This is a genomic window from Streptomyces sp. NBC_01474 (assembly GCF_035918215.1).
Classification (GTDB): domain Bacteria; phylum Actinomycetota; class Actinomycetes; order Streptomycetales; family Streptomycetaceae; genus Streptomyces; species Streptomyces aureus.
The window spans coordinates 1,139,541-1,164,092 of sequence record NZ_CP109449.1 but is presented as its reverse complement, the minus strand read 5'-3'; the positions used below and the strand labels follow the sequence as shown (position 1 = coordinate 1,164,092).

Annotated in this window: 20 protein-coding genes; 13 read left to right on the top strand and 7 right to left on the bottom strand. The window is 71.4% G+C overall.

Annotated features, from left to right (window positions below):
- Nucleotides 1-3 precede the first annotated feature (3 nt).
- Together OG758_RS05580 and OG758_RS05575 are read right to left on the bottom strand one after the other, a co-directional pair.
- Nucleotides 4-1,446: a VWA domain-containing protein gene (locus OG758_RS05580; RefSeq protein WP_326708908.1), complete on the bottom strand. Its 1,443-nt coding sequence runs from the start codon at nt 1,444-1,446 to the stop codon at nt 4-6.
- The gene (locus tag OG758_RS05575; protein ID WP_326708907.1) at nt 1,443-2,312 is read right to left on the bottom strand and encodes an AAA family ATPase; all 870 of its coding nucleotides are present in this window, start codon (nt 2,310-2,312) and stop codon (nt 1,443-1,445) included. Before OG758_RS05575 ends, OG758_RS05580 begins: the two co-directional genes overlap by 4 nt.
- 197 nt (nt 2,313-2,509) lie before the next feature.
- Between OG758_RS05575 and OG758_RS05570 the strand changes: the two genes are divergently transcribed.
- The 3 genes from OG758_RS05570 to OG758_RS05560 all read left to right on the top strand — a co-directional run bounded on the left by OG758_RS05570 (nt 2,510) and on the right by OG758_RS05560 (nt 4,729).
- Nucleotides 2,510-3,007: a winged helix-turn-helix transcriptional regulator gene (locus tag OG758_RS05570; protein WP_326708906.1), complete on the top strand. Its 498-nt coding sequence runs from the start codon at nt 2,510-2,512 to the stop codon at nt 3,005-3,007.
- 127 nt (nt 3,008-3,134) lie between these two features.
- Nucleotides 3,135-3,671 (top strand): SRPBCC family protein, encoded by a 537-nt coding sequence (locus OG758_RS05565; protein ID WP_326708905.1) that lies wholly within the window; start codon nt 3,135-3,137, stop codon nt 3,669-3,671.
- Nucleotides 3,671-4,729: an LLM class flavin-dependent oxidoreductase gene (locus tag OG758_RS05560; RefSeq protein WP_326708904.1), complete on the top strand. Its 1,059-nt coding sequence runs from the start codon at nt 3,671-3,673 to the stop codon at nt 4,727-4,729. The genes OG758_RS05565 and OG758_RS05560 overlap by 1 nt, the downstream gene beginning before the upstream one ends.
- Before the next feature lie 302 nt (nt 4,730-5,031).
- On the opposite strand, the gene rocD is transcribed toward OG758_RS05560, so the two are convergent.
- From rocD to OG758_RS05540, 4 genes are all read right to left on the bottom strand, one after another.
- Nucleotides 5,032-6,255 carry an ornithine--oxo-acid transaminase gene (gene rocD, locus OG758_RS05555; protein WP_326708903.1) on the bottom strand — a complete coding sequence of 408 codons (1,224 nt, stop codon included), beginning with the start codon at nt 6,253-6,255 and terminating at the stop codon, nt 5,032-5,034.
- On the bottom strand, nt 6,252-7,043 hold the full coding sequence (ddaH, locus tag OG758_RS05550; RefSeq protein ID WP_382061591.1) for a dimethylargininase: 792 nt from the start codon (nt 7,041-7,043) through the stop codon (nt 6,252-6,254). Before ddaH ends, rocD begins: the two co-directional genes overlap by 4 nt.
- Before the next feature lie 144 nt (nt 7,044-7,187).
- Nucleotides 7,188-7,691 (bottom strand): Lrp/AsnC family transcriptional regulator, encoded by a 504-nt coding sequence (locus OG758_RS05545; RefSeq protein WP_266570529.1) that lies wholly within the window; start codon nt 7,689-7,691, stop codon nt 7,188-7,190.
- Nucleotides 7,688-8,887 carry a PucR family transcriptional regulator gene (locus tag OG758_RS05540; RefSeq protein ID WP_326708901.1) on the bottom strand — a complete coding sequence of 400 codons (1,200 nt, stop codon included), beginning with the start codon at nt 8,885-8,887 and terminating at the stop codon, nt 7,688-7,690. The genes OG758_RS05545 and OG758_RS05540 overlap by 4 nt, the downstream gene beginning before the upstream one ends.
- A 123-nt stretch (nt 8,888-9,010) precedes the next feature.
- Between OG758_RS05540 and OG758_RS05535 the strand changes: the two genes are divergently transcribed.
- The 6 genes from OG758_RS05535 to OG758_RS05510 all read left to right on the top strand — a co-directional run bounded on the left by OG758_RS05535 (nt 9,011) and on the right by OG758_RS05510 (nt 17,472).
- Entirely contained in the window at nt 9,011-9,604 is a 594-nt protein-coding gene (locus tag OG758_RS05535; protein ID WP_326708900.1) for an urease subunit gamma, read from the top strand.
- Entirely contained in the window at nt 9,601-11,286 is a 1,686-nt protein-coding gene (locus OG758_RS05530; protein WP_326708899.1) for an urease subunit alpha, read from the top strand. Before OG758_RS05535 ends, OG758_RS05530 begins: the two co-directional genes overlap by 4 nt.
- A gap of 16 nt (nt 11,287-11,302) precedes the next feature.
- Complete coding sequence (locus OG758_RS05525; protein WP_326708898.1) at nt 11,303-12,958, top strand: amidohydrolase; 1,656 nt, start codon at nt 11,303-11,305, stop codon at nt 12,956-12,958.
- A gap of 62 nt (nt 12,959-13,020) precedes the next feature.
- Nucleotides 13,021-14,382, top strand: a complete 1,362-nt coding sequence (locus OG758_RS05520) for an MFS transporter (RefSeq protein ID WP_326708897.1) — start codon at nt 13,021-13,023, stop codon at nt 14,380-14,382.
- Complete coding sequence (locus OG758_RS05515) at nt 14,379-16,052, top strand: thiamine pyrophosphate-dependent enzyme (protein WP_326708896.1); 1,674 nt, start codon at nt 14,379-14,381, stop codon at nt 16,050-16,052. Before OG758_RS05520 ends, OG758_RS05515 begins: the two co-directional genes overlap by 4 nt.
- Nucleotides 16,045-17,472, top strand: a complete 1,428-nt coding sequence (locus OG758_RS05510; RefSeq protein WP_326708895.1) for an aminobutyraldehyde dehydrogenase — start codon at nt 16,045-16,047, stop codon at nt 17,470-17,472. The genes OG758_RS05515 and OG758_RS05510 overlap by 8 nt, the downstream gene beginning before the upstream one ends.
- 29 nt (nt 17,473-17,501) lie before the next feature.
- Here the strand turns inward: OG758_RS05510 and OG758_RS05505 are convergent, their stop codons facing one another.
- Nucleotides 17,502-18,032 (bottom strand): hypothetical protein, encoded by a 531-nt coding sequence (locus OG758_RS05505; protein ID WP_326708894.1) that lies wholly within the window; start codon nt 18,030-18,032, stop codon nt 17,502-17,504.
- Nucleotides 18,033-18,294: 262 nt separating this feature from the next.
- Between OG758_RS05505 and OG758_RS05500 the strand changes: the two genes are divergently transcribed.
- The 4 genes from OG758_RS05500 to OG758_RS05485 all read left to right on the top strand — a co-directional run bounded on the left by OG758_RS05500 (nt 18,295) and on the right by OG758_RS05485 (nt 24,526).
- Nucleotides 18,295-18,966 (top strand): HAD family hydrolase, encoded by a 672-nt coding sequence (locus tag OG758_RS05500; RefSeq protein WP_326708893.1) that lies wholly within the window; start codon nt 18,295-18,297, stop codon nt 18,964-18,966.
- 79 nt (nt 18,967-19,045) lie between these two features.
- Nucleotides 19,046-20,269 carry an acyl-CoA dehydrogenase family protein gene (locus tag OG758_RS05495; RefSeq protein ID WP_326708892.1) on the top strand — a complete coding sequence of 408 codons (1,224 nt, stop codon included), beginning with the start codon at nt 19,046-19,048 and terminating at the stop codon, nt 20,267-20,269.
- A gap of 174 nt (nt 20,270-20,443) precedes the next feature.
- Complete coding sequence (locus OG758_RS05490; RefSeq protein ID WP_326708891.1) at nt 20,444-21,121, top strand: TetR/AcrR family transcriptional regulator; 678 nt, start codon at nt 20,444-20,446, stop codon at nt 21,119-21,121.
- A gap of 255 nt (nt 21,122-21,376) precedes the next feature.
- Nucleotides 21,377-24,526: a GH92 family glycosyl hydrolase gene (locus OG758_RS05485; protein ID WP_326708890.1), complete on the top strand. Its 3,150-nt coding sequence runs from the start codon at nt 21,377-21,379 to the stop codon at nt 24,524-24,526.
- Nucleotides 24,527-24,552 lie beyond the last annotated feature (26 nt).

The following is a 24,552-nucleotide window of genomic DNA, read 5'->3' as shown; positions in this document are numbered from 1 at the left end:
GGATCAAACAGGCAGCAGCCGCGCGATCAGCGCACTCAGCTGCTGGGCGTTGCGGCACTCATGCATCTCGACGATCTCCGCGTACGTGTCGGCCGCCGAGTCGCCGGTGTCCCACAGCGAGCGCCGTTCGGGGTTGAGCCAGTACACCTTGCGGGCGCGCCCGGCGACGTCCCGCAGTGCCCCCGTGTTGGGGTCGCTCATGTTCGTACGGGCGTCGCCCAGGACGAACACGGTGCTGCGCGGGCCGACCGCGTCCGCGTACCGCTCGGCGAACTCGCCCAGCGACGTGCCGTAGTCGCTGCTTCCGTGCCAGCCCGTCACGGCCGCCGCCGAGAGGATGCGCGTGCTGAGTCCCTCGGGCTCGGCCGCGTCGCGGCCGATGAGGTCGGTCACCTCGTCGACTCGGTTGACGAAGGCGAACACCCGCACCTTGCTGAACTGGTCGTGCAGCGCCTGCACCAGCAGCATCGTGAAGTTGGCGAACCCCGCGACCGAGCCGGACACGTCGCACAGGAGGACGAGTTCGGGACGCGCGGGACGGCGGCGGCGCAGCACGGGCCGCATCGGGACGCCGCCCGTCGACAGGGACCCACGGAGCGTGCGGCGCAGGTCGATCCGCCCGCGCGCGGCCCGGCGCCGGCGGGCTGCGAGGCGGGTGGCCAGCTTGCGGGCCAGGGGCTGAACCGCCCGGCGCAGCTCGTCCAGCTGGGCGCGCCCCGCGATGAGGAAGTCGACACGGTCGGCGATGGGTGCGATGGCGCGGCGGGCGATCTCGTCGGTGCCGCGACGCTCGGCGACCCGGCGCCGCGCCTCGGTGCCCACACGCCCGCGGAACGCCTGGATGCGGCGGCGGATCTCGTCCGCCTGGAGCCGGTCGGTGAACTCGTCCTCGACGGCGGCCCCGGCCCGGATCCCGGCGAGGATCCGGGCGAGCAGAGTCTCCGGGCGCAGCCGGGCCAGCGTCTGGTGCGAGGACCAGCCGTCCGAGCGGCTGGACGGACCCGATCCTCCGGATCCGCCCGAGCCGCCCGCCCCGTTCGCCGTGCCGTAGCCGCCGAGGCCGTCCACCGCCTCGGCCGCCAACTGGTCCAGCAGCTCCTGGTCGTTGGCGGCGAGCGCGGCGGCGAGCCGCTCGCGCAGGTCGGCCGTGTCGGAGTCCCGCCACGCCCGCCCGGCGCTCGACTCGTGACGTGTGTCCTGCGGGGCGCCGACACTCCGGGGAAAGTACAGATCGAAGACGGGGTCGAAGACGGACCGCTGCCCCTCGCTGTGCAGCAGCGCCGCCGCCAGGCCCTCCCGCAGGCGCTCGCGGTCGGTCAGGCCGAGCGCCTCGACGGCGAGCCCGGCGTCGACGGTCTCGCCGGTGCCGATCCGGACGCCGTGCGAGCGCAGCGCCTGCACGAGAGCGGTGAGCCGCTCGGGGACGCCGGCCGCCGTCGCGCTCACACGGCGTCCAGGTCCAGCTTGGCCGCCGCCTTCAGCACGTCCTCCTGATGCTTGAGGACGACGCCGAGCGTGTCGCGCACGACCTCCTCGTCGAGGGTTCCGGCGCCGAGGGCGAGGAGCGTGCGGGCCCAGTCGATGGTCTCCGCGACCGACGGCACCTTCCGCAGGTCCATCGCGCGCAGCGCGCTGACCACCCGCACCACGGCCTGCGCCAGTGTTTCGTCGAGCCCCGGCACCTTGAGCCGTACGATCCGGCGCTCCAACTCCTCCTCGGGGAAGCCGATATGGAGGAACAGGCAGCGGCGGCGCAGCGCCTCGGACAGCTCGCGGCTCGCGTTGGAGGTGAGGACGGTGAACGGGCGGCGCGTCGCGGTGATCGTGCCGAGCTCGGGCACCGTCACCTGGAAGTCGCTGAGCACCTCCAGGAGCAGGCCCTCCACCTCGACGTCGGCCTTGTCGGTCTCGTCGATGAGCAGCACCTTCGGGTCGCTGCCGCGGATCGCCGTCAGCAGCGGGCGCGGCAGCAGGAACTCCTCGCTGAAGATGTCCGTACGGGTCTCGTCCCACGACTCGTCGCGGCCCGCCGTGATGCGCAGGAGCTGCTTGGCGTGGTTCCACTCGTACAGGGCGCGTGACTCGTCCACGCCCTCGTAGCACTGGAGCCGGACGAGGGTGGCGCCCGCGACCTCGGCGACCGCCTTGGCCAGTTCGGTCTTGCCGACACCCGCGGGGCCCTCGACGAGGAGCGGCTTGCCGAGGCGGTCGGCGAGGAAGACCGTGGTGGCCACCGCGGGGGACGCCAGGTAGCCCGTCGCGGCGAGCCGCGCGGACACATCGTCGACGGACGTGAAGTACCCGGACGTCATGCGTGAGCCCCCTCCTCGTGCGGCGCCGCGCGCCGACAGTCCCGGCCACTGGATCAGTTCCGTGACGGGCTCCACAACAGGGACGCGGAGTTTGCGTCGTAGGTCACGTGCCACAGCCGTACGGAACGCCCGAACCGGCCTCTGCTCGCGGGCCCGAACTGCTGGGTCTCAATCCGAGACCCTCGTATGCTGACGGCATGAGGCGGACCTCCTTTGCCAACTGGCCCTGCTCCATCGCCCGCACCATGGACCTGCTCGGCGACTGGTGGACGCCGCTCGTCCTGCGTGAGGCGTTCTACGGGATCAAGCGGTTCGACGTGTTCCAGGAGGAGCTCGGCATCGCGCGCAACACCCTGGCCGACCGGCTCCGGCGTCTCGTGGACGAGGGGCTCATGGAGAAACGGGCCTATCAGCAGGAGCCCGTCCGCTACGACTACGTGCTCACTGACATGGGACGCGATTTCTTCGGCGTGCTCGCCGCCATGAACAGGTGGGGCGACCGCTGGCTCGCGGAGGAGGCCGGACCGCCCGTCGTGTTCCACCACGACCGGTGCGGCCAGGAGAGCCATGCCGAGGTCGTGTGCAGCGCGTGCAAGGAGCCGATGACGGCCGAGAACACGCGGCCGCGTCTCGGCCCGGGCTATCCGGCCCGGCTGGCCGAACGCCCGGACATCAAGGCGCGTTTCTCCGACTGACTCCCCGTGGTCCCACCCCTGTCCCGCCCTCTTGACGAGTCAGTCTATCTACGCAACTCTCATGCTCAGGGCCGCTTTCCACGGACCCCGCACAGTGAACTTCCCGCAGACGGAGAGGCAACCGGCAATGGAGTGGACGGGCGCGCGCTACGCCGACAAACCGACGGTCGAGGTCCGCAGAAGGATCCTGGCGTCGCCGGAGCGGGTGTGGGAGTTCGTCTCCGACATCAGCCTGATGCCCACGCTCAGCGCCGAACTCCGTTCGGTCGCCTGGCTGGACGGGGCGGCGGGACCCACGCTCGGCGCGCGGTTCGCCGGACGCAGCAAGCACGAGTCGCTGGGGGAGTGGCAGACCACCTCGTACGTCGTCCGGTGCGAGGCGCCCCGCGTGTTCGCCTGGGCGGTCGAGGACCCCGAACAGCCCAGCGCCCTGTGGAAGTTCACTCTGACACCGCTCGACGACGGCGGCACCGAGCTGGCCCAGTGGATGCAGCTCGGACCCGGCCGGTCCGGGCTCTCCTACGCGATCGACCGGATGCCGGAGAAGGAGCAGAAGATCGTGTTCGTGCGGCTGCGGGAGTTCGAGCGGAACATCACCGCCACGCTCGACGCGATCAAGGACCTGGCCGAGGGCGGCCCGGCTCCGGAAGGGCGGGGCGAGTGATGCGTACGTCCACGACGATCGAGGCCTCGGGCGGCAGTTGGCGCGAGACGGTCGACTTCGTGACCGAGGCCGAACGGCTCGGGATGGACATCTGCTGGGTGGCCGAGGCGTGGGGCTCGGAGGCCCCCTCGCCGCTCGGCTACCTGGCGGCGCGCACGGAGAGGATGCTGCTCGGCTCCGGGATCATCCAGCTGGCCACCCGCACCCCGGCCGCGATCGCCCGCGCTGCGATCACCCTCTCCAACATCTCCGGAGGCCGCTTCCTGCTCGGACTCGGCCCGTCGGGACCGCAGGTGATCGAAGGGCTGCACGGGGTCCCCTTCGCGCGGCCCCTGACCCGTATGCGCGAGACCGTCGAGATCGTCCGGCAGGCGGTGGCGGGAGAGAAACTCGCTTACGAGGGACGGGAGTTCACCCTCCCGCTTCCCGGCGGCGAGGCGAAGCCGATGCGCCTGTCCATGCGGGCCGAGCACGACCTGCCCGTCTATCTGGCCACGCTCTCGCCCAGAATGCTGCGGCTGACCGGCGAGATCGCGGACGGCTGGCTCGGCACGAGTTTCGTGCCCGAGGGCGCGCAGGGGGCCTACTTCGACCATCTGGACGCCGGACTCGCGGCGGCCGGCCGTCAGCGGTCCGACCTGGACATCTGCCAGGGCGCCGAGGTGGCGTTCGCCGACGACGAGGACACGCTGCGCGCGATGGTCGCGGGCCGCAAGAAGGAACTGGCGTTCAGTCTGGGCGGCATGGGTTCCGCGACCACCAACTACTACAACAACGCCTACAGCAGGCAGGGCTGGGCCGACACGGCGGCCGAGGTCCGCGCACGCTGGCAGGCGGGCGACCGCGACGGCGCCGCGGAACTGGTCACCGACGACATGGTCCTGGCCACCACCCTCATCGGCACCGAGCCCATGGTCCGCGAACGCCTGCGGGTCTGGAGCGCCGCGGGCGTCGACACGGTCCGCCTCTACCCGGCCGGCGACACACTGGAGGAGCGCCTGACCACGCTGGGCAGGGCGCTGGATCTCGTACGGGATGTGGGGCGCGACGAGCGCTAGTCAGGCGGTGTGCGGGTCCGTCGTGGCCGCATAGTTGCTGAGCTCGGTTGTCGTCCGGGTCCCGCATGTACACGCTGCGGATGGGGCCGGTGGCGCCCGTGCGTTCCACCGGTCCTTCCTCCAACGGGACGCCGTGGTTTGCCCGTTCGGCGGCTTGTCGGCCATGGCGACACACACCGGTTTCGATCGGGGAGAGCGGAGAGCGGTCCCTCCCACGCTGAGCCCGAGGTCACGGCCCGGTCACCGGTGATGGCGGCCGGGCCGTGTCCTCGGGTCCCAGGGCCGGCCCAGGGGCCCATGGGCTAGCCCAGCACCCTCCCCAGCGCGGCGAGCGCCGACTCCAGCTCCTCGCGGGTGATGGTCAGGGGCGGCGCCAGACGGATCGTCGAGCCGTGGGTGTCCTTGACCAGGACGCCCTCGGCCAGGAGGAGTTCGCTGATCCGGCGCCCCGTTCCGATGGACGCGTCGATGTCGACGCCCGCCCACAGCCCGCGAGCCCGGAAGCCCGTCACGCCCTTGCCGGTCAGGGCCTCGAGCCCGGCGCGCAGCACCTCGCCCAGATCGGCTGCCCGGCGCTGGAACTCGCCCGTGGCGAGCAGGTCGACGACGGCGGAGCCGACCGCCGCGGACAGCGGGTTCCCGCCGAACGTGGAGCCGTGTTCGCCCGGCCGCAGCACCCCGAGGACGTCCCGGCCCGCGACGACCGCCGACACGGGCACGATGCCACCGCCGAGCGCCTTGCCGAGCAGCAGCATGTCGGGGCGTACGGCCTCGTGGTCGACGGCGAGCGTACGGCCCGTGCGACCCAGGCCCGACTGGATCTCGTCGGCGATGAACAGACAGCCGGCCCGCCGCGTCAGATCGCGTACCCCGGTGAGATAGCCGTCGTCCGGGATGATGACTCCGGCCTCGCCCTGGATGGGTTCGAGCAGGACGGCCGCCGTTGTCTCGTCGACCGCCTCTTCGAGCGCGGCCAGGTCGTTGTAGGGGACCACGCGGAAGCCCGGCGTGAACGGCCCGAACCCGGCGCGGGCCGACTCGTCGGTGGAGAAGCTGACGATCGTGGTCGTGCGGCCGTGGAAGTTGCCGTCGGCCACGACGATCGTCGCCCGGTCCGCGGGGACGCCCTTGACCTCGTACGCCCACTTGCGGGCGACCTTGACGGCGCTCTCCACGGCCTCGGCGCCCGTGTTCATCGGCAGGACCATGTCGAGGCCCGTCAGTTCCGCGAGGCCTTCGGCGAAGCCGGCCAGACGGTCGTTGTGGAAGGCACGCGACGTCAGTGTGAGCTGGTCGAGCTGGCGGTGGGCGGCCTCGATCAGGGCCGGGTGGCGGTGGCCGAAGTTGAGGGCCGAGTATCCGGCGAGGAGGTCGAGGTAGCGGCGGCCCTCGACGTCCTCGACCCAGGTGCCCTCGGCGCGGGCGACGACCACGGGCAGGGGGTGGTAGTTGTGCGCGAGCACCGGCGTCTCGGCGCTGATGAGCTCGGCCGAGGAACGCGGGGCCTTGACGGGGGCGACGGTCATGAACGGATCTCCTGGGTGCAGCACTTGATGCCTCCGCCGGCCTTGTGGAACTCGGAGAGGTCGACGGGGACAGGGACGTATCCGCGGTGGTCGAGCTGTGCGATGAGCCCGGTGGCCTGGGGGGCGACGAACACGTGCCGGCCGTCGGAGACGGAGTTGAGGCCGAAGGCCATCGCGTCGTCGCGGGTGGCGAGCACGGCACGCGGGAAGAGCCGCGCGAGCACCTCGCGGCTCCCGGCCGAGAACGCCTGCGGGTAGTACGCGATGGTGCCGCCGTCGGGATCGTCGGGGTCGTCGAGGGCGAACAGCGCGGTGTCCAGGTGGTAGAAGTACGGGTCGACCAGACGCAGTCCGATGACCGGTACGCCGAAGAACTCCTGCGCCTCGTCGTGCGCTGCGCGAGTCGTACGGAATCCGCTGCCCGCCAGTACGTAGCGGCCCGCCGGTACGAGATCGCCCTCGCCCTCGCAGACCGACGCCGGGTGGTGGACGTCGTAGCCCGCCGCCTTGAACCATGTCTCGTACTCCGCCGACTCCGGTCGGCGTTGCTCGGCGTGGAAGTTCGAGCCGAGGACGCGGCCGGCCACGACGAGCGCCGAGTTCGCGGCGAAGACCATGTCGGGCAGGCCCGGGACCGGCGGCACGGTCTCGACCGTGTGCCCGTGCGCGCGGTAGGTGTCGATCAGGTTCTGCCACTGCGCGAGGGCGAGGGCGGTGTCGACCCGCACGTCGTCGCGCATCCACGGGTTGATGGCGTAGTGAACGTCGAAGTATCTGGGCTCACACACCAGATAGCGCCTGGGCACAGACGGGTACCTCCGCTTCCTGCGGGACGACGATCAGAGGGTGTCTCCACGGTAGGAAGCGGCGGTCACGCTCGACAAGACCAGTTGAATGCGTAGGCCCGCAGGAATGCTGCGCAAAATGGGAGGTCAGCGTTGGATTGCTGCGTCGTCGGGGGCGGGCTCGCGGGCGCCGGCCTCGGCACTGTCCGGCAGCAGGTGGGAAAGCACCATGTAACTGATCGTCTTGCGGATGAACGGCTCGGCCCTGATGCGTTCGAGCACCTCTTCGAAGTGGCCGACGTCCGTGGCCCTGACGTGCAGCAACGCGTCGGCGCCGCCCGTCACGGTCATCGCGGAGGTGATCTCCGGATGGTTGCGCACGACTTCGGCGAGCCGACGGGGCGGCGCCGCGCCGTCGCAGTACACCTCGACGAACGCCTCGGTGCTCCAGCCGAGCGCGGCCGGCCGGACCGTGGCGGTGTATCCGGTGATGACGTCGTTCTCGCGCAGCCGGTCGGCGCGCCGCTTGACGGCGGTGGCGGAGAGGCCGATGGCCGCGCCGATCTCCGCGAAACTCGTCCTGGCGTTGGCGATCAGGGCCGCGACGATCTTGCGGTCGAGGTCGTCGAACGCCACATGCTTGCTGTTCATGGCCGGTGGTCCTTCTCGTGCTGGTCACGGGCGCGCAGGGCGAGGGCCACCAGAGCGGCGTCCTCGGGGCGCCGCACATCGCGGCCGGTCAGCTCGGCGAACCGGTTGATCCGCTGCTGGATCGTGTTGCGATGGCAGTACAGGGCGGCCGCGGTGTCCGCGACGGACCCGGTCCCGGCCAGATGCGACCGTACGGTATCGAGGAGGCGCCTCGTCTCTCCGGCGGGCACGGTTTCCGCGTCGAGTCCGCTGAGGACGTCGTCGGCGAGATCCCGCCCGAAGCCCTCGGCTCGCTGTACCAGGACATCGAGCCAGCTGTCCTCAAGCCGACGGGGGCCCACGGCGTGCGACGGCAGCACGCGCGCCGTGGCCGTCGCGAGCACCACCGCACGAGGCACCGAGGCAAGGCCCGCCGCGGCGGAAGCGACCCCGCACGGCGTCTCCTGGAGCAGCGCGAGCACGGAGTCCGCCGTGGTGCGCCGGCCCAGCTGCACGGCGAGCACCAGATCCGAGGCGACCTCCTGCAACTGGACAGGAGTCTCCGCGGTGCGCAGCGCCGTGGCGGTCCTGCGCAGGCCCGCCCCGTACTGCGGCGGCGCCACCGCGCACAGGAACCGGTCGTCGGCCTGGAAGCCGAGGGCGAGTGCCGCGTCCCGCACCACCGTCGGATTGCGGCCCTCGCTGTCCAGGAGCCGGGCGAACCACATGCGCCGCTCGTCCGCCGCGCGGCGCCCCATGTCCAGGATGGTGCGCTGATACGCCGTCATGATGCCGGTGACGTGCTTCTCCACGGCCTCCCACACGTGGTACGCCGACGTCACCAGCTCGGCCTTGTCCTTCTCGTCCGCCTTTTCGACCAGAGCCGCCCAGACGACGCGGAAGTCGAGGCGCGCCGCCTCGAGGAGGGAGTCCAGCGGGACACCCTCACGGGCACGTCGCTCCCCGACCCGTTCGGAGACGGTGGCGATGCGCTCGGACAGGGGCAGCCGGGCGACCGTGCGCAGCAGGAACTCGAACGCCTCCCACGCCGTGGCGCGGAATTCCTCCTCCGAGACACGGTCCGCATAGGAGGCACGGACCGGCCGCACGCACTCCACCCAGAGGCCGACAAGGCTGTCGATGTCCTCCAGGCAGCGCCGGGCCAGCTCGGTGACCCGGGGATCCGGGGGCGGGAAGAGGATCGACTCACTGTTCATGTGCACAATCCTGGCCGCCCCATCGGCGCCAAATCAACGTTGGCTTCGCGCCACACCCCGTGAATTCTTGGAGTGTCCGGCAGGCCGTGGCCGGAATTTCACCGTATGGAGGGCCGGGAAACTGTGCATTTGACCCCTCGCGAGCTGGAGCGGATCCAGCTGTTCACCGTCGCGGAACTCGCGCGCCGCCGCAGGGCGCGCGGGCGGAAGCTGAACGCCCCGGAGGCGATCGCCCTGATCTGCGACGAGGTTCTCGAAGCCGCCTGGGACGGCCTGACCCTCGACGAAGTGATCGCGGCGGGCCGCAAGGTCCTCACCGAGGACGACGTCATGGACGGGGTGCCGCAGATGGTCACCACGATCCAGGTCGAGGCGCTGTTCCCGAGCGGTACGTCGTTGGTGGCGATCGACCACCCGATCCCCACCGTGGCCGGGAGCGGGGAGCCGGGGCCGGGCGCCGTCCGCACCGCACCCGACCCGGTCCTGATCAACACGGGCAGGCTCCGCTCAAGGCTGACCGTCCGCAACAACGGAGACCGCACCGTCTACCTGTCCTCGCACTACCCGCTCGCCGAGGCGAACGCGGCCCTGGAGCTCGACCGCGAGGCCGCCGCGGGAATGCGGCTCGACATCCCGGCGGGCACCGCACTGTCCTTCGAACCAGGCGCCGTACGCGAAGTCGACGTGGTGACGGCACGCCATGAGGAGGCGTCATGACACAGGTCGACCGCCGCACGTACAACGCCCTCTACGGGCCCACGACCGGCGACCGGATCCGGCTCGGCGACACCTGTCTGTGGGTCGAGGTGGAGCAGGACGACGGCACGCCGGGCGACGAACTGCTCGGCGGCTGCGGCAAGACGGTCCGCGACGGACTGCTGGCGTCGCCGCGCTTCGAGCGGGACTCCGCGCTCGACATGGTGGTCGCCGGAGTGGTCCTGATGGACCCGGTGCTCGGCGTCCGCAAGACAGACATCGGCATCAAGGACGGCCGGATCGTCGCCGTCGGCGGAGTCGGCAACCCGGACGTCATGGACGTCGAGTTCGCCATCGACTCGCACACCTCCGTCATCCCGGGCGAGGGCCTGATCGCCACCCCCGGCATGGTGGACAGCCACGTCCACCTCTCCTCGCCCGAGGTGGCGCCCGCCGCGCTGTCCGCCGGAGTCACCACGCTCGTCGGCATGGGCCTCGGCGGAGTGTGGGAGATCGGCTGCAACCCGGCGCACAACCTCCACACCCTGATGGCGTCCTGGCGCGGCACCCCGCTCAACATCGCCTTCCTCGCCCGGGGTTCCTCCACCTCGCGCGCCCTGCTGGACGAGTCCGTACTCGCGGGCGCCGGCGGCTTCAAGATCCACGAGGACTTCGGGGCCACCCCGCGCATCATCGAAACGTGCCTGGGCGCCGCGGAACAGGCGGACCTGCCCGTCGCCATGCACACCGACTCGATGAACGAGTCCGGCTATCTGCGCGACACCATCGGCGCCACCCGCGGCCGCACCGTGCACGCCTACCACGTGGAGGGCGGCGGCGGTCACCCCGACCTCCTGGAGATCCTCTCCGAGCCCAACGTGCTTCCCTCGTCGACCACCCCGACGGTTCCGTACACCGCCAACACCGTCGGCGAGCTGTTCCCGATGACGATGACGGTCCACCGGCAGAACCACCACTCGCCCAGCGACGTCGAGATCTCCAAGGGCCGCATCCGAGGCCACGCCATCGCCGCCGAGAACGCCCTGCACGACCTGGGCGCGATCAGCATCGTCAACTCCGACTCCATGGGCATGGGCCGGATGGCCGAGACCGTGCGCAGGACCTGGCAGCTCGCCCATGTGCAGGCCCTCGCGAGCGGCGCCGCGGGAGTGGAACACGCCGCCAACGCACGGGCGTTGCGCTACCTGGCGAAGATCACCCTGAACCCGGCGATCGCGCACGGCCTGGCCCACGAGGTGGGCTCCCTCCAGCCCGGCCGCATGGCCGACCTCGTGCTGTGGCACCCAGCGTGGTTCGGCACCAAGCCCGAACTCGTCGTCAAGGGCGGCTTCGTGGCCTGGGGCAACACCGGATCGGGCTCCGGCTCCACCCGCCTGACCCAGCCCCGCACCTACCGCCCGTACTTCGGAGCGCTCGGCGACGCCCCCGCACGTCTCTCGCGGATCTTCGTCGCGCAGGCCGCCCTGGAGGACCGGGCCGCCCGCGCCGCACTCCCGCAAGGTCTGCAGTACGCGCCGATCGCCGGCGCACGCGGCCTGACCCGGGCCGACATGCTGCACAACACCGCCACGCCTCGCGTCCACGTGCCGCGCGAGCCCGCGCCGGTCCTGGTCGACGACGTCCCCACCGGAACCGACGCCGTCACCGAACTGCCCCTCGCTCAACTGCACCACTTCGCCTGAGGGACGGACCCACCCCATGCTCCTCGATCTGCTGGTGCGCAACGCGCGCATCCTCACCCTCGACGACGACCGGCCCACCGCCCGCACCCTGGGAGTCCTGCACGGCAGGATCGCGGGACTCGACGACGACGTCGAAGACCTGCCCGCGCGCCGCGTCCTGGACGCGGGTGGCGCCACTCTCGTCCCCGGCTTCAACGACGCCCACTGCCACACCGCGTGGTTCGGCCTCACCCTCGCCCAGCTCGATCTGTCCAAGGCCCGGTCGGTGGACGAGGTGTACGCCGCCGTCGCCGACCACGCGGAGGGAATGCCGCCGGACGCGTGGGTGATCGGCGCCGGACTCGACCACCACAAACTCGGTGGCGTCCAGCCGCACCGCGACGCCCTCGACCGCGCGGCGGGCGGCCGCCTCGTGTGGCTCAAGCACACCTCCGGGCACGCCTGCGTCGTCAACTCACCCGTTCTGGAGAAGGCCGGCGCGCTCGCCGACGGGTTCGCCGACCCCACCGGCGGTGTCGTCGCCCGGGACGCGGACGGGCGGCCCAACGGACTCCTCGAGGAGACCGCGCAGCAGCTCGTGCAACGCCAGGTGCTGCCCTACCGCGTGGCCACCCTCGCCGACGCCATCGGCGCCGCCACCCGGCACTACCTCGCCGAGGGCATCACCAGCTTCACCGAGGCCGGCATCGGCGGCGGCTGGATCGGGCACAGCCCGGTGGAGCTGGCCGCCTACCAACTCGCCCGCGACAGCGGCGCGTTGCACACCCGGGCGCAGGTGATGGCCGCATCCGACGTGCTGCACCCGCTCACCGCTCACGCCGACGACGCCATCACCCTCGGCCTCGACCTCGGCATGCGCACCGGCTTCGGCGACGACCGGCTCTCGCTGGGCCCCGTCAAGATCTTCCTCGACGGCTCGCTGCTCGGCCGCACCGCCGCCGTCACCGAACCGTTCTGCGGCTGCCCCCACGACACCTCCGCCACCGGGTACTTCCAGGGCGATCCCGAGGCCATGGCCGACACCGTGGTGGCCGCCCACCGGGCCGGCTGGACCGTCGCGGCCCACGCCATCGGAGACCGGGCCGTCGACCTCGCACTCGACACCTTCGCCCGCGCCCAACGCGCCCACTCACGCCCCGACGTCCGGCACCGGATCGAACACGCCGGCGTCGTACGCCCCGATCAGCTGGCCCGCTTCGCCGAGCTGCGTGCCGTACCCGTGCCGCAGCACAACTTCCTGTACGCCTTCGGAGACGCCATGGCGGCGGCGCTCGGGCCGGAGCGCACCCCATGGTCGTACCGCCTGCGTTCCCTGCTCGACCTGGGCATTGTCGTGCCCGGCAGCTCCGACCGGCCGGTCGCTCCCGGCGCCCCGCTGCCCGCGATGCAGTCCATGGTGGAACGCCTCACCGAGACCGGCGCCGCCTATGGCGCGGACGAGAGCGTCACGGCACTCGCCGCCCTGCGTGCCTGGACCGTCGGCTCCGCGCACGCCACCGGCTACGGCGACCGCAAGGGCGTCCTCCGCCCCGGGCACCTGGCCGACTTCACCGTTCTGGACGCCGACCCCACCCGCGTCTCGCCGGACCGCATCGGTGCGATCCGGATCCTGGCCACCTCCGTCGGCGGCACCGTCGCCCACGACCCGCTCGGCCTGACCGCCTCCTCCTGAGGCACCCTCCCCGCTCCACCGTCCCCCGACCGCCCAGCGGTCACCGTCCCCCGGGAGATTCCGTGAGCTCCAACAGCACGACGCCGCCGACAGGCCGCACCGTCGCCGGCGCCGCCGACATCAAGCGCCTCCTGTCCGCCGCGTTCATCGGCACCGCCCTGGAGTGGTACGACTACTTCCTCTACGGCACCGCGGCCGCGCTCGTCTTCAACAAGCTGTTCTTCCCCTCGCTCGACGCCACGACGGCGACCATCGCCTCCTTCGTGACCTTCGCCGTCGGCTTCGCGGCCCGGCCCATCGGCGCCGCGATCTTCGGCCACATCGGCGACCGCTACGGACGCAAGGCCGCGCTGATCATCACGGTCGTCATGATGGGCGTCGCCACCGGCTGCATCGGCCTCCTCCCGTCGTACGACACCATCGGCATCTGGGCCCCCGTCCTGCTCGCCGTACTCCGCTTCGTGCAGGGCATCTCGGTCGGAGGGGAGTGGAGCGGCGCGATGCTCCTGACCCTGGAACACACGCCGAAGGAGAAGCACGGAACCTATTCCGCGGTGCCCCAACTCGGCTCGCCCGTCGGCACGTTGCTCTCCAGTGGCGCCTTCGCCCTCGTCGGCCTGCTGCCCGACGACGCCTTCTACGCGTGGGGCTGGCGCATCCCGTTCCTCGCCGCCTTCGGCCTGCTCGTCTTCGCGCTCTACCTGCGCCTGCGCATCGAGGAGTCCCCGGTCTTCCGCGCCATGATCGAGGACGCGGAGAAGAACGGCCCCGCGCCCGCACCCCTCGTGGAGGCCTTCCGCAAGACCTGGGGCCGCATGATCATCAGTGTGCTCGCGGCCTTCCTCGGCATCGGCGGCTTCTTCCTGCTGACCACCTTCATGATCTCGTACGGCACCGAACAGCTCGGCATCGCCAAGTCCGTGATGCTCAACGCCACACTCCTCGCCGCCGTGGCCGAGATGGTCGTGATCTACATCGGCGGCCGGATCGCCGACCGCGTCGGCCCCTGGAAGGTGTGTGCCGTCGGCGGTGTGCTGTCCGTCCTGGTCGCCTTCCCCGTCTTCTGGCTCGTCGACACCGGCCAGACCGCCCTCGTCATCCTCGGCGTGACGCTCGGCGTCGCCGTCATCTCCATCCCGTACGCCACCATCGGCGCCGTCGTCACGGACCTGTTCCCGGAGACCTTCCGCTACAGCGCCGTCGCCATGTCGTACAACCTCTCCGGTGTCCTCGGCGGCTTCGTCCCGCTGCTCGCCGCCTGGCTGACCGGCGTCACCGACGGCGCGTCCTGGGGCGTCGCCCTCCTCCTCGTCCTCATCGCCGCCTGCACCGCGGCCGGCTCCTTCCTGGCCGGCCCGCTGCTCGGCAGCCGGTCCGCCACCCCGTCCGAGAACACCTCCGCACCTCAGAAGGCCACCGCATGACCCAGCACCACCCCGCCCGTCCCGGCGGCCAGGTCCTCATCGACCAGCTGTCCGCACACGGCGTCGAGACCGTCTACGGCGTGCCCGGCGAGAGCTACCTCGCCGCGCTCGACGCCCTGCACGACGCCCCCGTCCACATGGTGGTCTGCCGCCACGAAGGCGGCGCCGCCTACATGGCGGAGGCCCATGGAAAGCTCACCGGGCGCCCCGGAGTCTGCTTCACGACCCGGGGCCCGGGGGCCACCAACGCGCTGGTCGCCCTGCACACCGCGTACCAGGACGCCACGCCGATGGTCCTCTTCATCGGGCTGGTGCCGCGCGGCCACACCGACCGCGCCTCCTTCCAGGAGCTCGATCTGCGCGGCACGTTCGGCGCGAGCGCCAAGCTCGTCGAGACCATCGACGACGCCGCACGCATCCCCGAGTACGTCGCCCGCGCCTTCGCCGTCGCGACCAGTGGCCGGCCGGGACCCGTGGTCCTGGGCCTGCCGGAGGACATGCTCACGGACGTCGTCCGCGTCGCCGACGCCACCCCGCTGCCCGTCCCCGGCGGCGGCGTGACCCCGGCCGAACTCGCTCATATGGAACGGCTGTTGACGACGGCCGAACGCCCGATCCTCTTCCTCGGCGGCGGCCGCTGGACCCCGGACGCCCGCACCGCTGTACGGGACTGGGCCGAGGCGTGGTCCCTTCCCGTGGCCGTGGACTTCCGCTGCCAGGACCTCATCGACAACGAGTCCGATGTGTACGTCGGTCCGCTCGGCTACGGACGCGACGACGCGCTCGCCCGGCGGGTGCGCGAGGCCGACCTGCTGCTGGCCGTCGGGACCGCACCGGGTGACGTCGCGACCGACGGATTCACGCTGCTCCCCACCGACGGCACGGGACCGCGGCTCGTCCAGGTGCTGCCCGAACCACAGCCGCCGGGCGCCCTGTACCCCGCCGAACTCACCCTGCTCGCCGCCCCTGAGGCCTTCGCCGACGCGGTGCGCACCCTGCGCCCTGGCACCCCCCTGCCGTGGGCCGTGCGGACCAAGCAGGACAGGGCCGCCCATCTGGCGTTCCGCACCCCGGCCCCGGAGGGCGATCCGCTCGACCTGGCCACCGTCTTCGCCACGCTCGACGACCGGCTCCCCGCGGACGCCGTCGTCACCTTCGGCGCCGGCAACCACGCCATCTGGGCGCAGCGCTTCCTCACCTACCACGACGGCACACGCCAACTCGCCCCGCGCAACGGGTCCATGGGATACGGCATACCCGCCGCCGTGGCCGCCGCGATCCACGATCCGGACCGCCGGGTCGTCTCCGTCGCGGGTGACGGCTGCTTCCTGATGAACGGTCAGGAGCTCGCCACCGCCGTGGCCGAGAACGCCAAGCCGCTGATCATCGTGTTGAACAACGCCAAGTACGGCACCATCCGCCAGCACCAGGAGCAGGCCTACCCGGGACGGGTCAGCGGCACCGGCCTCGGCAACCCCGACTTCGCCGCGTACGCCCGTGCCTTCGGCGCCCACGGCGAAACCGTCACCGTCACGGACGAGTTCGGGCCCGCGCTCCAGCGGTCCCTCGACAGCGGCAAGGCCGCCCTCATCGAGCTGAAGGTGACCGACGGGCGTCTCGCCCCCGGCGTCACCGTCGACTCCCTGCGCAAGGAGAGCTGCCATGTCTGACCTGACCCTGCACAACATCGTCGACGGCCGCAGCGCCGAGGTCGCCGACCGCATGGAGCTGACGAACCCCGCCACCGGAGAGGTCTACGGCACCGCGCCCCGCTCGTCCGCCACGCACGTGGACGCGGCCGTGGCCGCCGCACGGCGCGCCCTGCCCGCCTGGCGCCGGAGCACCCCGGCCCAGAGGCAGGAGGCACTCCTGCGCCTGGCCGACCTCGTCACCGAGCACGCGGACCGGCTGGTCGACGTGGAGGTGCGCAGCACCGGCAAGCCGCGCGAGACGACCCGGACCCTCGAAGTCGGCCGTGGCGCCGACCAGTTGCGCTTCTTCGCGGGCGCCGCCCGGGTCCTGGAGGGCGTCGCCGCCGGCGAGTACGCGGAGGGCCACACCTCGTACGTCCGCCGCGAGGCCGTGGGCGTCGTCGCCCAGGTCACGCCCTGGAACTATCCGCTGATGATGGCCGTGTGGAAGCTCGGCCCCGCGCTCGCCGCGGGCAACACGGTGGTCCTCAAGCCGTCCGACACCACCCCCTGGTCGACCGTCCTGCTCGGCGAACTCGCCGCGCGCGTCCTCCCGCCGGGCGTCGTCAACATCGTGTGCGGTGACCGGGACACCGGACGCGCGCTCGTCGCCCACCCGGACGTCGACATGGTGGCCATCACCGGCAGCACCCGGGCCGGCTCCGAGGTCATGGCCGAGGCCTCCCGCGAGGTCAAGAACGTCCACCTGGAGCTGGGCGGCAAGGCCCCGGCCGTCGTCTTCGCCGACGTCGACCCCGTTCGCACGGCCCGTGCCCTCGCCGACGCGGCCTTCTTCAACGGCGGCCAGGACTGCACCGCCGTCACCCGGATCCTGGTCCAACGCGAGGCCCACGACGCCCTGTTGACGGCTCTCGTCGATGCCGCACGTGACACGACGACCGGTGCGCCGGACGAGGACGCCTTCTACGGCCCTCTCAACAGCGTCGCCCACGCAGTACGCGTCGAGTCCGTCATCGCCACGCTCCCCGAGCACGCGCACGTCGAGACAGGGGGTACGCGCCTCGACCGTCCCGGGTACTTCTTCCCGCCCACCGTCATCTCCGGCGTCCGGCAGGACGACGACGTGGTGCAGGGTGAGGTCTTCGGCCCCGTCGTCACCGTCCAGCCCTTCGACACCGAGGAAGAGGCGATCGCTCTGGCCAACGGCGTCGACTTCGGCCTGGCGTCCAGCGTCTGGACCGCCGATCTGGGGCGCGCCATGCGACTGAGCGCCGAGCTGGACTTCGGCTGCGTCTGGCTCAACTGCCACCAGGTGGTCCTGGCCGAGATGCCCCACGGCGGATACAAGCAGTCAGGCATCGGCCGCGACCTGAGCCGCTACGGCTTCGACGACTACACGCGGATCAAGCACGTCATGGCCGCGCACGCCGCGCCCTGACGCGCACCGCCGTTGCCGTGCTCGGCCTGTTACTTGATCAGTGCGTTCGCCACGACGACGATCAGGCCGAGCAGCGCGTCGCCCAGGCCGAGGAACAGCGACCGGGCCCACGTCAGGCCGCTGACGCGCGCCGCCGTCAGACCCCAGCCGAAGAGCAGGGCGACGTTGAAGCCGAGGGCGACGTACTCGATCCCCGAGTAGTTCCACCAGCCGAGCCCCGCCCCGAAGAGCATCACGAGCGTCGGCAGGGTGGCGAGGAGCAGCGGCCACTCCTCGGCGAGCGCCCGCACCGCGGCGAGCGCCCCGTGGTGGGTCTCGTCCCCGCGCCGGGCGATGAGGTGCGCGTACCCGTGCGCCAGGGCCGAGGCGAACGCGGTGATCAGGAGCCACTTGGCGTCGTACAGGCGGTCCGCGCGTGACGAGCGCCCGTACTGGGTGAGCGCGGCGACCATGGAACTGGCGAGGACGGCTCCGTAGACGCCGCCGAACAGCACGTTGGGCCGGGCGGCGCCACGGCTCAGGGTGCGGCTGCAGCGACGGAGGGTCTGGCGGGTGTTCATGACGGGATCCTCGGGGGCGTCCGTGGGGCGCTGTGCCTGGGCGATGGGGCGGGCGGAGGGGACCGGCAGCCAGGGGTGAGTGGTCGGCTGTCCGGCCACTCTCGCCCGGGGCCGGTGGGGGCGGCCCGGAGCGACACGCGTGGAATAGGCCGGTTTCTCCCGAGTTCCGAGATGGCCGGGTGGGGGTGCGCGTCATTGAAGTTGAGTCCGGGTTCAGGTACGTTGCGCATGCCTGCCGAATCCGCGACCAGGAGGCTGTCTCTTGAGTACCCGAATCAGTGCCGTCCTCTTCGACTTCGGGGGAGTGCTGACCACCAGCCTGATCGAGGCATTCGAGGACTTCGGCGCCACGCTCGGCGTGGATCCACGGCTCCCGCTCCGGCTGCTCGCGAAGGACGAGCGCTCCAGCGCCCTCCTCGTCGAGCACGAAGAAGGCCGGCTCGGCCAGCGTGAGTTCGAGGACGGCTTCGCCGAGCGGCTGCGCGCGCACGGTGCAGACATCCAGGGGCCCGGCCTCCTGTCCCTGATGCAGACCGGACTGCGCCCCGACCGGGCGATGCTTGACCTCGTCGCCGAAGTGCGGAACGCGGGACACCGCGTCGGTCTGCTCTCCAACTCCCTGGGCGACGACTGCTACGCGGGCTTCGACCTGGAATCCATGTTCGACGCCGTGGTCATCTCCGGCGAGATCGGCGTACGCAAACCGTCCCGGCGCGCGTACGCCATCGCATGCGAGCGCCTGGGCACCGAGCCCGCCGAGACCGTCATGGTCGACGACCTCGAACACAACATCGTCGCGGCACGACGCGCCGGCCTCGCAGGCATCCTCCACCGCGAAGCGGCCACGACCGCCGCGGAGTTGAGGGCCTTGCTGCACCAGGACGTGACGACAGTGGAAACGCAGCCGGCGCAGGCAGCACAGACAGACGCGTAGCACGGCCCCCGATCCCGAAGGCCGGCCGCGCCGCGCTGCCGCGCCGGTCCCTGAAATCCATCCCCGTGAGGAGAACCACGTGTTCGAGCTGACCGACAGGGCCAAGGAGTACCAGGAGAAACTGCTCGCCTTCATGGACGAGCGGATCTACCCGGCGGAGACCGTCTACGAGGCGCAGATGGCGGAGTCGGGCGACCCCCACTTCCACCCGCCCATCCTCGAAGACCTCAAGGCGGACGCGAAGAAGCGCGGACTGTGGAACCTCTTCCACCCCCACCCCGAGTGGGGCCCCGGACTCACCAACCTCGAGTACGCCCCGCTCGCCGAAATCATGGGCCGCAGCGCGCACCTGGCCCCCGAGGCGACCAACTGCAACGCGCCGGACACCGGCAACATGGAAGTGCTGACGCTCTTCGGCACCGACGAGCACAAGGAGAAGTGGCTCAAGCCGCTCCTCGACGGAGAGATAGCCTCCGCCTTCGCGATGACCGAACCCGCCGTGGCGAGCTCCGACGCCACCAACATCCAGCTCCGGATGGAGCGGGACGGCGACGACTACGTCCTCAACGGACGCAAGTGGTGGACCTCCAACGCCCTGCACAAGAACTGCAAGGTGCTCATCGTGATGGGCAAGACGGAGCCGGAAGCCGCGACGCACCGTCAGCAGAGCATGATGGTCGTGCCCATCGACACCCCCGGCGTCACCGTCCTGCGCAACCTCCCCGTCTTCGGCTACAAGGACCGCGAGGGGCACGCCGAGGTCGTCTTCGAGAACGTCCGCGTCCCGGTCACCGCGCTGCTCGCCGGAGAGGGCGACGGCTTCATGATCAGCCAGGCCCGGCTCGGCCCCGGCCGCATCCACCACTGCATGCGCGCCGTCGGCATGGCCGAGCGCGCCCTCGACCTGATGATCGACCGCGCCCAGGCGCGTACGACCTTCGGCGAGCCCGTCGCGAACCGCGCCAACGTGCAGGACTGGATCGCCGAGGCCCGCATCGAGATCGACATGGTCCGGCTGCTCACCCTCAAGGCCGCGTACCTGATGGACACCGTGGGGAACCGGCACGCGCGCACCGAGATCGCCGCGATCAAGGTGGCCGCACCGGAGGTCGCGCTCAAGGTCGTCGACCGGGCCATCCAGGTGCACGGTGGGGGCGGCGTCTCCGACGACTTCCCGCTCGCCAGCATGTACGCGCATCTGCGTACCCTGCGCCTCGCCGACGGCCCCGACGAGGTCCACAAGCGCACCATCGCCATGCGGGAACTGCGCCGCCGGGAGCCGCAGTGGGGCCGCACCCGCTGACCGCCGGGCCCCCGGTACGGGGCCCTGCCGGGCCGAGGGAGGACGGAGGCGATCGGCGCACACGCGTGTGCGAAGATCGCCTCGCTCCCGTACGGCCGGTCACCGGCGTGCGCACTGCCCGGCGGGCAGAACCGGCGAGCAGCAGCAGAAGCCAGTAGAGGAAGGCCCCACGACATGATCACCCGTGGCCACGCACCCGACGGGGAGGGCATCCCCTCGCTCGCGGACACCTCCGCCCTGCGTGAACCGCCCGCCACCGCGCGCGGCGCCCGGACCCGCGCCGCGCTCGTGGCCGCGGCCCGCATCGTGTTCGAACGGGACGGCTATCTGGACTCGCGCCTCACCGACATCACCGCCGAGGCGGCCTGCTCGACCGGCACCTTCTACACGTACTTCGCCGGCAAGGAGGAGATCTTCCAGGCCGTGCTCGAAGTCGCGCAGGACGACATGCTGCACCCCGGCATGCCGCGCCTCGACCCCGAGGACAGCTCGCCCGTCGGCGTGATCGAAGCCAGCAACCGGGCCTACTTCGAGGCGTACAGACGCAACGCGAAGCTGATGCTGATCCTCGACCAGGTCGCGGCCGGCGACTCCGGGTTCCGGGAGGTGCGGCGGCGCCGGAGCCGTGCGTTCGCCGACCGCAACGCCCGCGCCATCAAGGACCTCCAGGACCGCGGGCTCGCGGACCGCGACCTCGACCCCCTCATGGCGGCGCGGGCGCTGTCGGGCATGGTGAGCCGCATGGCCTACTACGCGTACGGGCTCGGTGAGGACCACACGCTCGACGAGCTGGTCGAGACGTCCACCGCGCTCTGGGCCAATGCCCTCAAGCTCGACAGGAACGCCGGGTAGCGCGACAGGAACGCCAGGCAGAGGGAGCTGCGGCGGCCCAAGTGGCAATCGCCGCACGCCCCTTGACCGAACGGCACCCGCTCCCGGAGTGTGTGGTGGCTGAGCCGCCCATATTCCACGGAGGCATGTGTGACTGGTCCGAGAAGTCGTAGAACCCGCAGTGCGGCGGCTGCCGCACTGGCTGCCGGGTTGTTGATGGGGGCGTCGGCGGTGGCCTCCGCCGATTCGACAACGTTGTCAGAAGCTAGGACAACGTTGTCTACCTCATCCAACTCACCCGCCACCGCCGCGAAGCCGTCACTGGTGGACGACCCCGCCGCCTACGTGGACCCGCTCATCGGCACGGGCCGGGGCGGCGCGAGCGTCGGCGAGATCAACAACTTCCCGGGCCCCGCAGCCCCGTTCGGCATGATGCAGTTCTCGCCGGACACGGCAGGCTCGTACGCCGGGTACCAGTACCACAGCGACAAGATCCGCGGCTTCAGCCTCGACCACGCCTCGGTCGGCTGCACGGCCTTCGGCGACGTGCCGATCCTGCCTGTGACCGGAGACATCGGCCCGGCACCGTGGGACCGCACCGAGTCCTTCTCGCACGACGACGAGAAGGCCGAACCCGGTTACTACGCGGTGACCCTGGGGGACTCGAAGGTGCGGGCCGAACTGGCCGCGACCACGCGTACGGGGCTGGCGCAGTTCACGTTCCCCGAAGGGGCGGACGCGGCCCAGGTGCTGGTGAAGGGCGGCGCCAGTCTTTCCGGCAACAAGCGCGCCGACCTGCGCGTCGTCGGCGACCGGCAGGTCACCGGGTCCGCGACGACCGGCAACTTCTGCGGCAAGGGCAATGAGTACACGGTCCACTACGCGATCACTTTCGACCGCCCGTTCGCCGCGCACGGCACCTGGGACGGCAAGACCGTCTCCAAGGACAGCGACACCGTGGACGCCCCCAAGGCGGGCGCCTACCTCACCTTCGGGACGGCCGACTCGCGCACGGTGCGGGCCAAGGTCTCCATGTCGTACGTCTCCGTGGACGGCGCCGAGGCCAACATGGCGGCCGAGGTGCCCGGCTGGAGCCTGGACGCCCTGCGCCGGCAGACCCGCGACCAGTGGGCCGCCACGCTGGGCAGGATCCGCGTCGCCGGGCGCGACACCGGTGAGCTGAAGACGTTCTACACCGCGCTGTACCACTCGCTGATGCACCCGAACACCTTCAACGACGCCGACGGACGCTACATCGGCTTCGACGACAAGGTGCGCACGCTGCCCTCGGGCCACAACCAGTACGCCAACTTCTCCGACTGGGACACCTACCGCTCGCTGGCGCCGCTCCAGGCGATGCTGTGGCCGAAGCAGGCCAGTGACATGGCGCAGTCGCTCGTCAACGACGCCGAACAGGGCGGCTGGTGGCCGCGCTGGCCCCTGGCCAACGACTACACCGGGCAGATGACGGGCGACAACTCCGTCCCTCTCATCGCGAACCTCTATGCCTTCGGCGCCCGCGACTTCGACCTCAAGAAGGCGCTGAAGTACCTGGTCAAGGGCGCCACCTCGGTGGACGACACCCCGGGTGCGTACAAGGAGCGCCCAGGGATCGGCGAGTATGTCGAGCGCGGCTACATGCCCAACAACGACGCCTCGCGCGGCGACCACCAGCGCGTGGGCGGATCCGTCACGCTGGAGTGGGCGATCGACGACTTCGCCATCGCGCAGCTCGCGAAGGCCGCGGGCGACAAGGACACCGCCGCGACGTTCACCCGCCGGGGCCAGAACTGGCAGAACATCCTCAATCCGGCCACCGGCTACCTCCAGCCGCGCGGCGAGGACGGCCGCTTCCCGGACGGCCCGGCCTACCAGCCGCCGCCCCCGGGCAAGTTCGGCCAGGACGGCTTCGACGAGGGCAACGCGGCGCAGTACAACTGGCTCGTCCCCCAGGACACCGAGGGTCTGATCGCGGCCATGGGCGGGCGCGACGCGGCCGCCGACCGCCTCGACACCTTCTTCACGAAGCTGAACGCGGGTCCGAACGAGCCCTACATGTGGGCGGGGAACGAGGTCGACTTCGGTGTGCCGTGGGTGTACAACCACCTGGGCATGCCGTGGAAGACGCAGAAGGCCGTGCGCGACGTGGCCACCACCCTGTTCAGCCCCACGCCCGACGGGGAGCCCGGCAACGACGACCTCGGAGCCCAGTCCTCCTGGTACGTGTGGGCCGCGCTCGGCCTGTACCCGTCGACACCCGGCACACCGGATCTCGCCGTGCACAGCCCGCTCTTCGAGCGCGCGGTCCTCGATCTGCCTGGCAAGGGGCGGGAGTTGGACATCCGCGCCCCGCAGGCGTCGGCCGACGCGCCGTACGTCCACGGGCTCGCGCTCGACGGCCGCACCTGGGAGCGCACCTACCTCCCGCAGTCCGCGGTGAAGGACGGGGCGCGCCTCGACTTCACGCTGTCCGGCACGCCGGACAGGACCTGGGCGACGTCCGCGAAGGCCGCGCCGCCCTCGTACCGCTCGGGTGAACGTTCCTTCCTCGCGAGCGCGACGCCCAACGCGGCGTCGGCCGTTCCCGGCGGCGACGCGGCGAAGGTCACCGTCCACGGTCAGCGGCTGGCCGGCCACGACAAGACGCTGACCGTCACCACGAAGGCTCCCGAAGGGCTGACCGTCTCGCCTGCGGGCGGGCCGCTCGGCCTCGACGCGAAGACCGGCTCGGGCGAACTCACCCTGTCCGTGAAGGCCGCGGTCGGCACGTCCGAGGGCTACTACGAGATCCCGGTGACCGTCCGCGGGAAGGGGGCAGCGGACAAGCCCGTTCAGCTCTCCGTGTTCGTGCTCGTCGCCCCTGAAGGCGGTCTCGCGGCCGCGTACGGCAACACCGGTTCCTCCGACGACGCCGACCGCGGCCAGGGTGACTACGACGGCGACGGCAACACCTACTCCCGGCAGGGGCTCGAAGCCGCCGGTCTCAAGGGCGGCACGCGCGTCGAGGTGGCGGGCACGTCCTTCGTGTGGCCCGCCGCGCCCCAGGGGCGGCCCGACAACGTCGCCGCCGCGGGTCAGCGCATCGACCTGGCGGACCGGGCGAAGGACGCAGGGAAGCTGCTGTTCGTGGGCTCGGCGACGCACAGCGACCAGCGCGGCAGCGCCACCGTGACGTTCACCGACGGCTCCACCGCCACCGCGGATCTGTCGTTCGGCGACTGGACGCTGCCGGGCGGCGGGACGGACCCCGTCCTCGGCAACACCACCGTGGCCCGCACCGACCACCGCAACCAGTCCGGGGGCGCCGGGCCCGCCGCGTACGTCTTCGCCACCAAGCCCTACGACGTGCCGGAAGGGAAGCACATCAAGAGCGTGACGCTGCCGGACAACGGCAACCTGCACGTCTTCGCGGTCGGCCTCGGCTGAGGTCACCCGGTCTGATCGAGTGCCCG